The 15,080-nt window shown below is 52.5% G+C and carries 8 protein-coding genes; all 8 read right to left on the bottom strand.

Annotation, left to right across the window (positions count from 1 at the left end):
* Position 1: 1 nt before the first annotated feature.
* The 8 genes from AB1598_04865 to ilvB all read right to left on the bottom strand — a co-directional run bounded on the left by AB1598_04865 (position 2) and on the right by ilvB (position 15,028).
* Positions 2-5,269, bottom strand: coding sequence for an RHS repeat-associated core domain-containing protein (locus AB1598_04865; GenBank protein MEW6144334.1), 5,268 nt, complete (start codon positions 5,267-5,269; stop codon positions 2-4).
* A 283-nt stretch (positions 5,270-5,552) separates the two neighbouring features.
* Positions 5,553-6,605, bottom strand: a complete 1,053-nt coding sequence (locus AB1598_04860) for an alcohol dehydrogenase catalytic domain-containing protein (GenBank protein ID MEW6144333.1) — start codon at positions 6,603-6,605, stop codon at positions 5,553-5,555.
* A gap of 553 nt (positions 6,606-7,158) precedes the next feature.
* The gene (locus AB1598_04855; GenBank protein ID MEW6144332.1) at positions 7,159-9,885 is read right to left on the bottom strand and encodes a pitrilysin family protein; all 2,727 of its coding nucleotides are present in this window, start codon (positions 9,883-9,885) and stop codon (positions 7,159-7,161) included.
* A gap of 289 nt (positions 9,886-10,174) precedes the next feature.
* A complete protein-coding gene (pssA, locus tag AB1598_04850) occupies positions 10,175-11,005 on the bottom strand; it encodes a CDP-diacylglycerol--serine O-phosphatidyltransferase (protein ID MEW6144331.1) in 831 nt (276 codons plus the stop codon).
* Positions 10,981-11,664: a phosphatidylserine decarboxylase family protein gene (locus AB1598_04845; protein ID MEW6144330.1), complete on the bottom strand. Its 684-nt coding sequence runs from the start codon at positions 11,662-11,664 to the stop codon at positions 10,981-10,983. The genes pssA and AB1598_04845 overlap by 25 nt, the downstream gene beginning before the upstream one ends.
* Positions 11,664-12,680 (bottom strand): ketol-acid reductoisomerase, encoded by a 1,017-nt coding sequence (ilvC, locus tag AB1598_04840; protein MEW6144329.1) that lies wholly within the window; start codon positions 12,678-12,680, stop codon positions 11,664-11,666. The genes AB1598_04845 and ilvC overlap by 1 nt, the downstream gene beginning before the upstream one ends.
* The gene (gene ilvN / locus AB1598_04835; GenBank protein MEW6144328.1) at positions 12,677-13,180 is read right to left on the bottom strand and encodes an acetolactate synthase small subunit; all 504 of its coding nucleotides are present in this window, start codon (positions 13,178-13,180) and stop codon (positions 12,677-12,679) included. Before ilvN ends, ilvC begins: the two co-directional genes overlap by 4 nt.
* A gap of 114 nt (positions 13,181-13,294) precedes the next feature.
* Positions 13,295-15,028 (bottom strand): biosynthetic-type acetolactate synthase large subunit, encoded by a 1,734-nt coding sequence (gene ilvB, locus AB1598_04830; protein ID MEW6144327.1) that lies wholly within the window; start codon positions 15,026-15,028, stop codon positions 13,295-13,297.
* Between the last annotated feature and the right edge of the window lie 52 nt (positions 15,029-15,080).

The following is a 15,080-nucleotide window of genomic DNA, read 5'->3' as shown; positions in this document are numbered from 1 at the left end:
ACTAGTATACTACGGCATTACCTCCACATCTTTCGCTAACTAATCCCCTTGCACAATCAAAGATATTTGTATAGCCGCCAGTTATTCCTCGATTTCTACGTTTGGCGACCTCTTTTTCACATATAGCAAAAGCTCTTTCCCACTCTTCGTCACATCCGTCATCATTTCCACAATCTGGATCACCATCGCTATCGTCATCGTCACAAATATCTGAAGTAGCTATAATACCAATTGCAATAGCTGCTCCGACAACAACGGCTTTGCATACTTCAAAAACAAAGGTTGAACATGCTGGATTTAGCGCACAAGCTATAGCTGGATTCAAACCATAAGGATCTGTGAGAGTTATTGGGTTATTCCCAACATATACATACTTATTGATGCCACCAGCAAACCCAATCGGGTCCTCACTCAAAAACCTCCCAATCGTCGGATCGTAATATCTCGCGCGGTAGTAATACAGCCCGCTCTCCGCATCGTATTCCCGGCCGGTGTAGGTGAATGGATTTATCTCAACGCCAGCTTGAGAAACAATATTTCCAAAGGAGTCGTATACATACGAATTTTGTATATTCCCTCCCGAACTTACAAGCTCCGTCGTACTTCCCAAACCATCGGTATGGTAATAATGACGAATCGTCCTTCCCTGTAACAGCATCTCATCCACACCGGGTCCATGTATATTTCGTGCCTGGTAAGTGTTGCTCCCGTTAAATTCTTCAAGAAGATTTATTCCATCATAAATAAATCTCGTAACAGTTCCGTTAACATTCTTCTCTATTCTCCTACCTAAGGCATCATACCTGTAACTCGCAGTCATACCTGGCTTTGTTACCTGAGTGAGCCTGTTCTCAGCATCATATGTGTATTGTGCAACCTCTAATGTGGATTTATTTACCTTCTCGATCATATTGCCGTTATTGTCATACGTATAAGTATAATCCGCATCCTCAATAAGTGCGTTGGCGTTGTCGAAGATGGAATCGGTGAACTGCCCTGTTTTACGCAGCCTGTTACCTACAGCATCGTATACAAATGTTTCAGGAGTTGAATTAATCGGATTTGTCGCATCGACTAAACGGTAAAGGTCATCATAAATGTAATCCAAAGGGCTATTGACGGTTATACCACTTCTTACCGTGTTCATAACCGTCCGGTTCCCGACATCGTCATACCCATATGAAAAGCTTGATATCACGTTCGCATTGAACGTATTCATCAAATTCGTAAGCTGGTTCTTTGCATCATAAGTGTAGTCCGTTATTGCTCCGTTTCCGTATACTAATTGCGTTCTCCGCCCAATTGAGTCATAACTAAAAGTAAATGTCTTCGTACCCGGCTCAGTCATCGAAGTAAGCCTGTTGAGAGCATCATACACAAATGTAAAATTACCCGCAGCGGGAGTAGAAAGTGCCGCGCTAGTACGATTACCATTCAAGTCATATGTATTCGTTATTGTTTTACTCGGCTGGTTCGATGAACCTGCCGTTGAAACCGTTAACATCCTGTCGGCTCCGTCATATGTCATCGTAAGCTTGCTGTCCGGATCATTTGCAGTAAGCATGTTACCGTTGTTGTCGTATGTATAAGTTGTTAGATTACCTCCAGGGTGAGTCTTCTTTATAAGCTCGTTTGCCCCGTCGTATTCATATGTGATTGTCTGACCGTTTCTGTTCGTTGTCGATACAGTATTCCCGTTTCCGTCGTACGTGAACGATTCCGAATGCCCGAGCGGGTCCGTCCTTCCGCTGAGCCTGTCACGCTGATCATAGGAGAAAGTAGTAGTCTTCGATCTCGCGTCTGTAACACTTTCCAGATTACCGGCGTCGTCATAACCATAAACCGTCACTGCCAAATCGGGATCGACGACCTGTGTCAATCTGTTCATTGCATCATAAGAATATGTAGTAGTCCTCCCCTCGGCATCCGTCATTGACGTGATATTCCCCGCTGCATCGAGTGTAAAGATGGTATCGTGGAGGAGCTGATCCGTAGTGCCCACGAGATTCATTGTCGCAGGATCATAGTCAAAAGAAACAGTATTGTTAAGTGCGTCCGTGACGGATGTCTGAAGCCCCAGGGCATTATACGTCATGGTGGTCTGATGCCCCAATGCATCCACTATCGAAGTGAGATCACCGCTGGAATTATAGTTGAAAGTAGTCGTGTTATTCCTCGGGTCCTTGATCGTCTGAATTTGATTAAACCCATCATTCGTATAAGTAAAATCGGTCCTGGCCCCTATAGCCTGATTGATGCTCCAGCGAAGATTGTGCCGAGGATCATAATTCATATCGGTAATATTCCCTTTCGGGTCGGTTATTTTTATAACGTTGTTGGCACCGCCTCTGGTAAAAATAGTCCTCCTACCTAATGGATCTGTCGTGTCCAATATATAACCAAAATTATTGAATATGGTCGTGGTTGTTTTCCCGTTGCCGTCTGTGGAAGTTGCCATAATTTCAGCAGGTAATACCGGTGGCGCCGGATTGCCCTGTGTCCCGAGGCCCGTTGCAGGATCGATGAGCCCTACCATCCATTGAGGTGACATTGATACCGTAGAGCCGTCAGGCCTCGTCGCTCCTATATTTCTACCCGCAAAATTATACTGATAGGTTGTAACGAATCCCCTCTTAGAAGTTTGAGATGTCAAACGATGGTTCGAATCATAAGAAAACAGTCTGAAAGTCCCGTCAGGGTCCGTGATCTTTGTGAGATTACCAGACCCGTCCATCTCGAACGTGGTCGTCCTGCCCGCAGGATCAGTGACACTCGCAATTTTGTCCCCGGAATAAGCTAAGGTTGTTACCAACCCTACGGGGTCAGTGATGCTTATCAACTTCCCCTGCCCGTCGTATTCGTAATTCGTCGCGTTCCCGTTCCTGTCGACGACCGAAGTTTGAAGCCCCTGTGCATTGAAGTGAACTTCGGTTCCGTCCTTTAGTTCCCTCGTATAACTGCCGTCCGGATTTTTAAATAATAACGAATGTTCGGTGACCGGCACTACATAATCACCCTGAGTATCCCTATTGTAGGGATCATAGGTTATCCAAGCCGGGTCAATCGATTGTACTGTAGTAAGAGTTCCCAATCTACCTGTATTGCCTCCGCCTGTTGCATCGGCTATAGTTTGACCCTGTCCTTCGTCAATTTTTGAATAGTATACGAGACCCGATTCACTCCCGGACAATTGAGTCAACATGCCGCTCTGTATTTCCTGTTGTGTGCGCGCTACGTTCCATACTCTGACTTCATCGATGGCTCCTTTATAATATTGAGGGCTAGACGGATCTACAATACAACAATGACTTATTCTTCCCATGTTAAAAACATTATTACCAACCGTCACATTTCCTTGCGGGTATGAAGTGTCTCTAATCAATTCCCCATTTAAATAAACCTTTTCGTTTCCACTGGTATAAACGACTGCTATGTGATACCAGAATCCAGGTTCTAATGTAGGGCTGGTAATTATATCTCTTGCCAGATAATTATTTGGACCAGTATCGGAATTTCCATGTCGTCTTGTAATCACGATATTGGAATTGCGGTTGTAAACATTCGCTCCAATACCATGACCTCTCTCAAGGACAACTCCTAAACTTGAACTTACAGCGATGTTCCCGAATACGTTGCTGTGCTCAGCAGGGCTATCATATCTTTGATTCGGCCTGACCCATGCCTCAATTGTGAGTGGCAGCGATTTCAACAGATTCCCTGAATTCGCAGGAAAAGTATTATAATCATCTATTCCGTCGAAATTCAGTGCAATCCCTTGAGAGCCCGGTGCAATTGGCGGATTCAGAGTAGTTGCTCTAAGCTTAAAATATTTCCAATCTCCGTTGCCTTCCGTTATTGCGACATCTCCGTCGCCCTCCGGAAACAATCTTGAGACGCCTTCGATACTCCACCCCGAGCCGAACTCGCTGTTTTCCAGATTGTTAATTACGAGATCCCCTGTCTTGATTATCGACTTCGGTTGAACAGTTATATCAGGAGAAGGGTACGTTGTTATTGTTGCGTCAATGGGGTATATACCTGTAGTCAGATTACCGCCATCAAATTGAAGGGCTTGCACTATCTTTCTTTCTCCAGTTAAACCGTCGACATCCGTATAAATCGTTCCTTTGTCAACTCCGTTCACTTTAAGATTAAACGATATTGAAACCGGAGGAGCTAGTTGTGATGCATTCGAAAAATCTGTAATCTCCTTGACGATCGGACTTGGATCCGCAGTAGTGCTGTTGTACACAAATTTCAATGACCGTTCTTGATTTAACGATTTGTAACTGACTAAGTTGTGCTCTTCGCTCAGGTTACCAGAAGCTAATGATGTGCAGGAACCAATTGGCAAAGGGCAGCAATTGGGACAAGGCGGCGGATCTTGGACCGGAGTTCCACCCACGGCATTTGGCGGGCGAAAACCGGAGCAACTCCCTGACCTCATTATCCCGCCCTCCAATGTCTCTACAAATGCACCATCATCGCTTACAATACCGATTCCGACTTCGTCGAAGTTCCCCGTGGCCAGACTTGGCTGAAGTATGCTAACTACGCTTCCGGGTGAGATACCACTTACATTCGGATACGTTATTTGTGCCGGTTCAGAGAAGTTTATACCGGGAGGCTGAATCGTTACCATAAGAAACTTTCCGGGGTCATCGGGGGGTATATATGGAGGGAAATCCGCCGGGACAAGTCCTAGTCCAATAATACCGGTATAAAGCTCACCGTCGTCAGTATAGGCAGTACCTGGCTTTATTGTTAACGTGACTCCCATGCTCGGGCTTTCGACAATTGTCGTATCGAGCGGATTAACTGTGGTGATACTTTCGGGATCTAGCCTGGTAAGATAAAACGGCCTTTCAAAATTATTGACAGGTAGTTTCTGCAGCGAGAAAAACATTCTGAATCCAGCATAAATCGATCCGTCAGGTGCGGGGTCCGCTCCCGACGAATCAATATTGATTACCATACCCCTCTCCAGAGGTACTCTCCTCAGCTCGAAGTATCCGTTAGAATCGGTGATCGTAGACCCTTTTGCTCCGAAGACGTGAATCTCTGCTCCGACGATAGGTATTTCCGAGCCTTCGGACGCTGCTACGGCGTCGAGCACTCTTCCCTTAACAACTGTAAACCGAAGCTCTTTAGAACTTTCGTCGACTGATTCAGTCGGGGACGCAGTAAACCAGAAAAGAATGATAAATAACGAGAGAATTAAAACGGCAGGTCCAAAAAATACTTTTATTTTAACAGCGAAATTTTTCATCCCATCTCTCCTCCATTGTCTCAAGCGTCTGAGATATGCTCAAGATGAGGAAGAGAGTCCAGATCGGGTTTGGAGGGTCGATTCAGCTAACAACCAATACCTGTTCTTCTCGTCAACTCATCAATATCCGCAGGCTGCAATGGTAATTTATGACATGCAAATGCAACTACTGAATTAACAAATTCGATAATAACAGAATTCTTAATTGCATGTCAAGATGGAATTTCAATTTTTCATCAAATATTGGGTCTTGGAACAGCAAATAAAGGCTCAGTTCTGTCCCCTACGGCTGTATAGCCACCTTTATCACGCCGTCGGCCTGGGACGAGAAGAGCTTGTAGGCCTCCTCGATCTCATCCAGCGAAAACCTGTGCGTGATGAGCTGGCGGAGGTTGACGCGCTCGTTCTTTACTAAGTCCATGAGCCGGCGCATCCTCTCCTTACCTCCCGGGCAGAGAGTGGACACAATGTTCTTGTCCGCTATGCCGAACCCGAATGCCTGGTTCGGGACGCCGATATTCTGCATGTCCGCAGGGTATACACCTAAGCTCGAAATCGTCCCGCCCACGCGCGTAGCCTTGACGCAGTTCTCAAGCGTCGTCTGTGTGCCGAGCGCCTCTATCGCGACGTCGACCCCCCGCCCTTTCGTCATGTCGAGTATCTCATTCACCGGGTCGGTCTTTTTGAAATCTATCACGACATCGGCCCCCATCTTCTTCGCCATCTCCATGCGCGAGGGTATCGTGTCTACGCCAATGATTAGAGACGCTCCCTTGAGCTTCGCCCCCGCGGTCGCGCCCAGCCCGATAGGCCCCTGCCCGAATACCGCCACCATGTCGCCCACCTGTATGTCGGCGCTCTCCGCTCCCGAAAGCCCGGTCGAGAATATGTCCGTCGTCAGGAGAACGTCCTCGTCCGAAAGCTCGTCGGGTATCCTCGCGAGGTTAGCCATCGCGCTCGGGATCTTCACGTAATCGGCCTGACAGCCGTCGATTGTGTTCCCCATCTTCCAGCCGCCCAGGAACCCGCCGCACTGAGCCCAGTTAGCGGACAGGCAGTATTCGCACATGCCGCACGGGGTGATCGCGTTAATCGCGACCCTTTCGCCGACCTCGTACCCCGTAACGCCGTCCCCGAGCTCGTGTATCACGCCCACGGGCTCGTGCCCTATGGTCTGTCCCTGCCTCACGGGGTATTCCCCCCTCATTATGTGCACGTCCGTCCCGCAAATGGTCGTGAGCGTGACCTTGACCACAGCCTCGCCCGGCCCGGCCTTTGGTACGGACTTTTCCTCGAGACCGACCTTGTTCTTGTCCTTGAATACGTTCGCCCTCATAGCTTATCGCCTCCTGCCTATGGATTTATTCATCAAGGGAGCAAATCCCGTGCCAGCGCCCGAACACCCCCTATACACCATATATATTAGATTCTTTTTATTAAGGGTGCGTGAAATATTTCCGCACTGTGTCAGATAAAACTACAACGGACACATTTAATATTTACGCGGGACAAGAACCGGATGGACGCCCGAAGACGTATATACAAGCAAGGATTGCCGAGGGGGTTTATGAGAACGCCGGGCGGGAAGAAGGAAAAATGATTACAGCCGGAAAAAGTCTGCTATACTATTATCGTAATAGTCGAGTTTGGGCCCGGGGGGAAGAGACTCTCCATACCTCTTTTATCAAATCCTCCTTTAACGAGACTAGAACTTTGGATTTGTCCCCCCGGGCTCTTTAAGTCCCCATTATACACTAATCCCTATTGAAATTACAAGGGTGAAGAATCCGGAGAGGCTCGCGGAATTCCATGCGGCTATAGTTTGCACGCAGGCAAGCGATATGCAGCGGCGCTTCCGCCGTGAGTCATGCTAAAGTCCGCGTGCCGAGCTACCCCTGGGTCGCGCTCTCGGGTTTTACGATAATGAGCGTGTACCTGTCGAGGTCTATGTACTTCCTGGCCGCCTTCTGCACGTCTTCTTTGGTGACTGCGAATATCTCCTGAGGGTATCTCTTGTACTCATCCCACCCTATGCCGTACAGCTCGTCGAACGTTATCTTCGCGGCCTGTGAGGAATTCTGCTGGAGCCCTATCTCGAAGCTGCCGACCAGGTAGTTCTGGGCGCGCTTGAGCTCTTCGTCGGTAACGCCGTCCTTAAGCACGAGCCCGAGCTGCTCCTTGATGGCCTTTACGGCCTCGCCCTCTTTCTGCGGCGCCGTGCCTATGTAGACGCCGAAGTACCCGGGCTCGAGCCCCGGCGTGTAGAACGAGGTGACGGTATATGCGAGGCTCTTCTTGTCTCTTAACTCGATGAAGAGCCTGCCGCCCTGCCCCGAGAGTATCGTGTTCAGCACCTCGAACGCGTACTCGTCCTCGCTGTTGAGGGGGGGCGCGAGGAAGCCCATTATGATGTGCGTCTGGGCCTTGTCGGGCTTGGTTTCGGTCTTCTCCGTAATCGCCGAGGGCGGGGTTACAGGGTTAACGGCCGGAACGGGTGAAGCGCCCTTTTTCATGCCGCCGAACTTTTCCTTGATCTCTTCAAGTGCCTTCTTCCCGTCCACGTCCCCTACGATCGTGATGACCAGGTTCTCGGGCCTGACGTATTTGGCGTAGAACTCTCTAAGGTCTGAGCCGTCGAACTCCGTCACGGTATCCACGGTGCCGAGCGGGTTATATTTGTACGGGTGGTCGGCGTAGAGAGTGGCCAGGAAAAGGTTGACGGTAGTCCTGAGCAGGTTGTCCCCTTCCCTGTTTATCTCGGACAGAATCTCGCGCCTCGCGCGCTCGATCTCCTGCGAGTCGAATGCCGGGTGGAGTATCACGTCCGAAAAAATGTCCAGGGCCTCGTCGAAGTTCTGGCTAAGGGACTCGACGGTGACGCCGAAGCTGTTCCGCCCCGAAAACCCCTGCACCTCGCCGGCGATAGATTCGATCTCCTCCGCTATCTGGGCAGCGCTCCTCGTCTCGGTGCCCCTCGTCAGCATGCGCGATACGAAATTGGACATCCCCTGCGTCTTGTCGTCCTCGTACCTGACTCCGCCAAGGAACGCAGCCCTTGCGGCGAAGAGCGGCACGCCGGGGTTCTCCTTTATGAGCACCTTTATGCCGTTATCGAGCACGTATTCACTGACTCCCGCCGAAGGGACCCTGGCCTCCGCCTTCCCGCTTCCGGGCGCGGTTATATTTCCCTCATTCATACCGGCCGACGGAACGATTATCTCCTCCGTCAGCTCCTCGCCCGTAATCACTTCGTCCGGGCCGTTGCCCTTGTTCCTTGCCCATTCACGGGAAGCTTCATCGGATGCCTGCTTCGCAATTTCCATGACTTCACCTTCCGTCAAAGCGACCTGCCCCGAAGGCAGGAGGAAGCCGGCTGTGAGGTTGTCGATCGTCAGGTATTTATTCGCCGCCCGCATTATCTCCTCGGGCGTTACCTTCCTCACCTTGTCCAGATACACGTCCTCGTACCTGAAATCTCCCGTCTCAACCTCGTAATAGCCGATCTTCTGCGCCTGTCCCTGCATCGTCTCTTTCGTGTAGATAGCGTCGCTCTCGATGTTGACCTTCACCTTCGAAAGCTCGACGTCCCCGACGGGCTCGTACTTGAGCCTCATAACCTCTTTCATAATTTCCCTGAGCGCTTCCTTAGATTGAGAAGGGTCGAGTGTCCCGCCCACGGCGAAGATGCCCTCCCTCATCGGGGTGTATGCGTAGGCGTATATGTTGCTAGTAAGGCCCTTATCCTCTTTTATGTTCCTGTAGAGCCTCGAGCTCTCACCGCCGCCCAGTATGTTGGCGAGCACGTCCACGGCCGGGGTGTCCTCGCCTTTCGCGTTAGGTATGTGGAAGGCGAGGGAGAAATACCCTTCCTGGAGCGGCTTGTCGATCACGAAAGCCTTCATCCCCTTCTGTCCGGGCTCTTCCGCTATATTGCACTCGGGCAGCTCCCTGCTGCGGAGCCTTCCGAATGTCTCCTCCAGCCTTGGCTCTATCTTAGCCGTATCGAAATCGCCTACCACGACGAGCGCCATGTTGTTGGGCGCGTACCACTTGTGATAAAAGTCCGTGACCTTATTCCTGTCAAAGCTCTTCACACCGGCTTCCGTCCCGATTATCGGCCTGCCGTATGGGTGCTCCGTGAAGGCAGTCGAGAACATCTTCTCGCTCAGGTTCCTCCCGGGGTTGTCCTCCCCCCGCCTTATCTCCTCGACCACGACCTCGAGCTCCTTCTCGAGCTCGTCCGGGTCGAACGCGGAGTTCTCCATGGCGTCCGAAAGCACGTCGAGGGCTGTATCCATGAACCTGCTCGCTATCACCACGTAGTAGACCGTTTCGTCGAACGAGGTAAAGGCGTTTATGTCCCCGCCGCTCCCCTCTATGACCCTCGCTATCTCGCCCACGGCCCTCTTGTCGGTCCCCTTGAAAACCATGTGCTCGTGCACGTGGGCGAGACCGTATTCCCCCTCCGTCTCGCAGGCGCTCCCCGTTTTTACCCATACGTTCACCGCAACGACGGGCGCGGAATGGTTCTCCTCGAGGATTATCGTCATCCCGTTGTCGAGCTCGTACCTGGTTATTCCGTTCAAGGTCTCTTTTTTCAGCCTTTCGTTATCCATTTTGTTCTCCTCTCTCTGGCATGAAACTACCATAATACCCAGAACGACGGCAAGGAACGCCGACATGACCGAAATCCGCGCGCGTCTCCTTACTCTATGGCAATTTCCCTTTAAGACAAGCCTCTCATTAACACCTGCTGTCATCGGCGGCTCCGCTCTGAATTCGTATCTGGAAGTCGATTTGTAGGATTTTGTACCCGCAATAGGATAACGGGAATTATCCCCCTAGCAAAGGCAGAAAATGCCTCGATCGATATATTGTGTAATGAAGGATAGTTACGGGATTAATCTAATCAGTCGGCTTCCCGGGCGCCGATTCTTCCCGCACGCCGGGCTTCCCGGTCAGGTAGCCGAGCGCGTGGAGCACGAGCCCCGCGACCGCGTAGAGATAGACGAGGAAAATGAACATTATCTCAGGGTTTGTTATGGCAGCGGCGATGATTATAGCAGCCACGACGAGGGCGTTGAAGGGCCCCCCGAGCCTGAGCATGGGCTGCTTAGTATATTTGACGTTGCTAACCATCAGGAGCCCTATGACGGGGGCGGCCACAAGGTAATACCAGAGCACCCTTTCGTCAGGCCAGGTTTTGAGGGACGAGAGCAGCATGAGCGGGGAAACCATGAGCCCGGCGGCCATCGGGCTCGGGAGCCCCGTGAAGCTGAACCTCTCGACCGTATCCGACTGCACGTTGAACCGGGCGAGCCTGAGCGCGGCGCAGATTACGTAGACTATGACCGCCATGAGACCGAGCTTCCCCTTGTCCATGAGCGTCCAGACATAAACCAGCACGGCGGGGGCGACGCCGAACGACACGACGTCCGATATGGAGTCATAGGAAAGTCCGAAATTGCTCTCGTGCCGTATAAACCTCGCGAGCCTCCCGTCGAGGGTGTCGAAGAAAAAGGATATGACGATGAAGGCCCCGGCCCACCAGAACTTCCTGAACGCCCAGGCGTCGGAAGCGTTCCCCGCGCCCAGGGCCGAGACAATCTCTATCGACGTCAATATGGAGAGGAGCCCGAAACAGAGGTTCCCCGTGGTGAATATATTCGGCAGCACGGGCATCACCTTCTGCCGCTTCGATTTCTTCCTTCTCAGGCCCTGTTCCCGTCTAGCCATGCTACTATGCTCTCCCCGGCTTTTACCTTGTTGCCGACGTTCACTTCTATTATACACCCCTCGGGCAGATAGACGTCAACCCTGGAGCCGAACTTTATCATGCCGAACCTCTCCCCTTTTTTAAATTTCATGTCTATGTCGGCATACGAGACTATCCTCCGGGCGAGGAACCCCGCAATCTGGGACACTACTATCTTTTCCCCCTCGGGCGTCTCGATAAGGGTCGAAAGCCTTTCGTTGTCGTCCGATTTCCGCTTCATCCCGTCCGAGAAGAGCCAGTCCGGCATGTGCGCTATGTTAAAGCTGCCGGGCGAGTATTTCGTCCCAACGACTTTTCCTCTTACCGGCATCCTGTTTATGTGGCAGTCGTAGAGGGCGAGCGATATGCTTATCCTGGTCATCGGGGCGCCCAGGAAATCCCTCTCGTATATCTCCTCCACCCCGACCACACTCCCGTCTGCGGGCGAAACTATGGAGTCGGGATCGTCCGGGACCTCGCGCTCCGGGTCGCGGAAGAAAAAGAGGGTGATCACCGCGAGGACCGCGAAAATAATGGACAGTATCGTGAAATTGAATATAGCGGCGGCCCAGGCGAGTATTGCTAGTATGCCGAGGTACGTAAAACCCTCGGTGGCTATGGGAGACCGCTTTCGTTCCATCAGTTTTTAGTCTTGTCGACCAATTTCTTCTTGAATAGAGAGCTCATCATCTTGCGGAGCTCGCCGCCGATGCCCTCTATCGGGTGCTCCTCCCCTTTCTTGAGGAGCGCGTTATAGACAGGGCGTCCGGCCCTGTTCTCGAGTATCCACTCCCTCGCGAACTCGCCGTTCTGAATCGAGGTGAGTATCTTCTTCATTTCCTTCTTGGCGTCTTCGTCGACGACCCTCGGGCCCCTCGTGAGGTCCCCGTATTTCGCCGTGTCGCTTATCGAATAGCGCATGTTCGATATGCCACCCTCGTAAATGAGGTCGACGATCAGCTTTACCTCGTGGCAGCACTCGAAGTAAGCCATCTCGGGCGGGTATCCGGCCTCTATCAGCGTTTCGAACCCGGCCATGATGAGGGACGTAAGCCCTCCGCAAAGGACCGCCTGCTCCCCGAAGAGATCGGTCTCGGTCTCATCCTTGAACGTGGTCTCTATTATGCCCGCGCGCCCGCCGCCTATCGCCCCGGCGTATGCGAGCGCGATTTCCTTGGCCTCCCCTGTAGCGTCCTGGTGTATGGCCACGAGCATCGGCACCCCTGCGCCTTCGGCGAACTGACCCCTGACCGTATGACCCGGGGCCTTCGGAGCGACCATGAATACGTCCACGTTCGGAGGCGGCACTATCTGACCGTAATGGATGTTGAAGCCGTGGCTGAATGCGACCGAGTTCCCCGCTTCGAGCCCGCCTGAGATGCCTTCGTTGTATATGCCCGGCTGGCTCGTGTCGGGCGCGAGTATCATGACGATGTCCGCCCACCCGGCGGCTTCGTCCACGGGAAGGACCTTGAACCCCGCCTCCTTCGCCTTTTCCCAGCTCCCGCTCCCTTCCCTGAGACCCACGGCCACGTCCATGCCGCTGTCTCTCAGGTTCTGCGCGTGCGCGTGTCCCTGACTCCCGTAACCGATTATGGCTATCTTTCTCTTCTTGAGCTTCTTGAGATTTATATCGCTGTCGTAGTAAACCTTCATTTCTCCTCTCCTCTCTTCGTGAGTTTGGATTCGCGCTTCATGGCGACTGTCCCTGTCCTGGCGAGCTCCTTTATCCCCATGGGCCTGAGCAGCTCGATAAAGCCGGTTATTTTATCCTTGTCGCCGGTAAGTTCAAGCGTATATGACTTGGGCCCGACGTCCACGACCTTGGCCCGGAAAATGTCCGCAGTCCTCAGTATCTCGGCCCTCGTCTCCGGCCTCGCGTCCATGCGCACGAGCACCATCTCCCTCTCCACACGCACCTCTTCGGTCAGGTCGCTCACCTTTATCACGTTCACCATGTTGTTGAATCTCTTGATTATCTGCTGGATTATGAAATCGTCCCCGGTCGTTACGAGAGTTATGCGCGACGTATCCGGGTCGAGCGTCTCCCCCACGTTCAGGCTTTCGATGTTGAAACCCCTGGCGCTGAAGAGACCGGCGATCCTCGAAAGAACGCCTGACTCGTTATCTACAAGAAGCGTTATGGTGTGCCTCACTTGTAATAAACCTCCGGTTATGATCGACTGAAACTTTACTTTCGATAGGGGAAAAAGACAAACGAGTACCCTACTTTATAAAGAAAGCTCCCTCATTATACCCGATCCTTCATGTTAAGCCATATCGGCCACGTCGGCCATATTTTCCAGTTGAGTTCCGGGGCCGAGTATCATTTCGTTCATCGCTCCCCCGGGTGCGATCATCGGGTAAACGAGCTCCTCGCAGTCGACGAATATCTCCATGAGGACGACGCCTTCGGTCGAGAGACCCTCTTTAAGGGTCGCTTCGAGGTCTTCGGGCCTTTTAGCCTTGAGCCCCTTTGCTCCGAAGGACTCCGCGAGCTTGACGAAGTCGGGCAGGACGTCGAATTTTGAAGCGGAGTAGTTCCCGTTAAAGAACATGGTCTGCCACTGTCTAACCATGCCGTGGTGGCCGTTATTGAGCAGGACGATCTTAATGTCCATGTTGTTCTCGACGGCCGTGGCCAGCTCCTGCATGTTCATCTGGAAGCTCCCGTCCCCGCAGACGCTTATGACCATCTTGTCGGGCCGGGCGAACTTGGCGCCCATGGCAGCCGGGAATCCGAACCCCATCGTACCGAGACCGCCCGACGTGATGTGCGTCCTCGGGTATTTGAACTTGTACCACTGGGCGACCCACATCTGGTGCTGTCCTACGTCCGATACGACGACAGCTTCGCCGTCCGTTATCTTGCTTAGGGTGTCTATGACGTAAGAGGTGAGTATCTTGTCCCCGTTCTGGTTATAGGTGAGCGGGTGCTGCTTCTGCCAGTCCTTTATCTGTCCCATCCACTCCTTCCGGCTGGTCTTCACCTTGGCGGGAAGCATCTCGAGCATCTGTTTCAGGACTTCCTTAGCGTCACCGACTATCGGGCAGTGCACGACTATATTCTTGTCTATTGTGGCGGGGTCTATGTCTATGTGGATTATCTTCGCGTTTGGCGCGAACTTGGCGAAATTGCCGCCTGTCGCCCTGTCGTCGAAACGCGCCCCAATTGATATAACAAGGTCGCATTCGTGAACCGCCATGTTGGCGGCGTAAGAGCCGTGCATGCCGAGCATGCTTATGAAGAGCGGGTCGTCGGCAGGATAAGCGCCCAGACCCATTAGCGTCAACGTTACCGGTATCTGGAGCCTGTGCGTGAGCTCCTTAAGCTCCTCCGTGGCTCCCGACCATATAAGCCCGCCCCCGCCGAATATGAGGGGCCTCTTGGCGGCGAGGATCATCTCGACAGCTCGCTTTATTTGCCCCGGATGTCCTTTCTTGGGCGGTTTATAACCCCTCAGGCTTATTTCGCCGGGTATAACGAACTCGTCCTCGCCGATGAGGACGTCCTTGGGCATATCGACGAGCACAGGGCTCGGCCTCCCCGTGCCTGCGATGTAGAACGCCTCTTTTATCGCGAGCGGCAGGTCTTTCGTGCGTCTTACGAGGTAGTTGTGCTTCGTGCAGGGGCGCGTTATGCCTATGTGATCGGCCTCCTGGAAAGCGTCGCTCCCGAGGTAGGGCAGAGGCACCTGTCCCGTGAACACTACTACGGGGGAAGAGTCCATCTGGGCCGTGGCTATGCCGGTAACGGTATTGGTCGCGGCGGGACCCGACGTGCAGAGCACGACTCCCGGCTTGCCCGACGCCCTCGCATAGCCGTCCGCCATGTGTGTTGCGCCCTGTTCGTGCCTGGCAAGAACGTGTCTTATCCTGTCCGAGTACTTGGGCATTACGTCATACACCTTGAGCACGTATCCCCCAGGAAGCCCGAACACCACGTCTATGCCCTCGTGTATGAGCGTCTCGAAAAACATCTCGGCACCGATCATTCTTGCCATTTTAAAATTACCCCCGTATTTTATGCCCGCCGTTTGTCGTCACGTCTCGGCG

Source organism: Thermodesulfobacteriota bacterium (assembly GCA_040754335.1).
Lineage (GTDB): Bacteria > Desulfobacterota_D > UBA1144 > Nemesobacterales > UBA2774 > 2-12-FULL-53-21.
The sequence above is the reverse complement of the archived record's forward strand: the minus strand, read 5'-3'. Positions and strand labels throughout refer to the sequence as shown.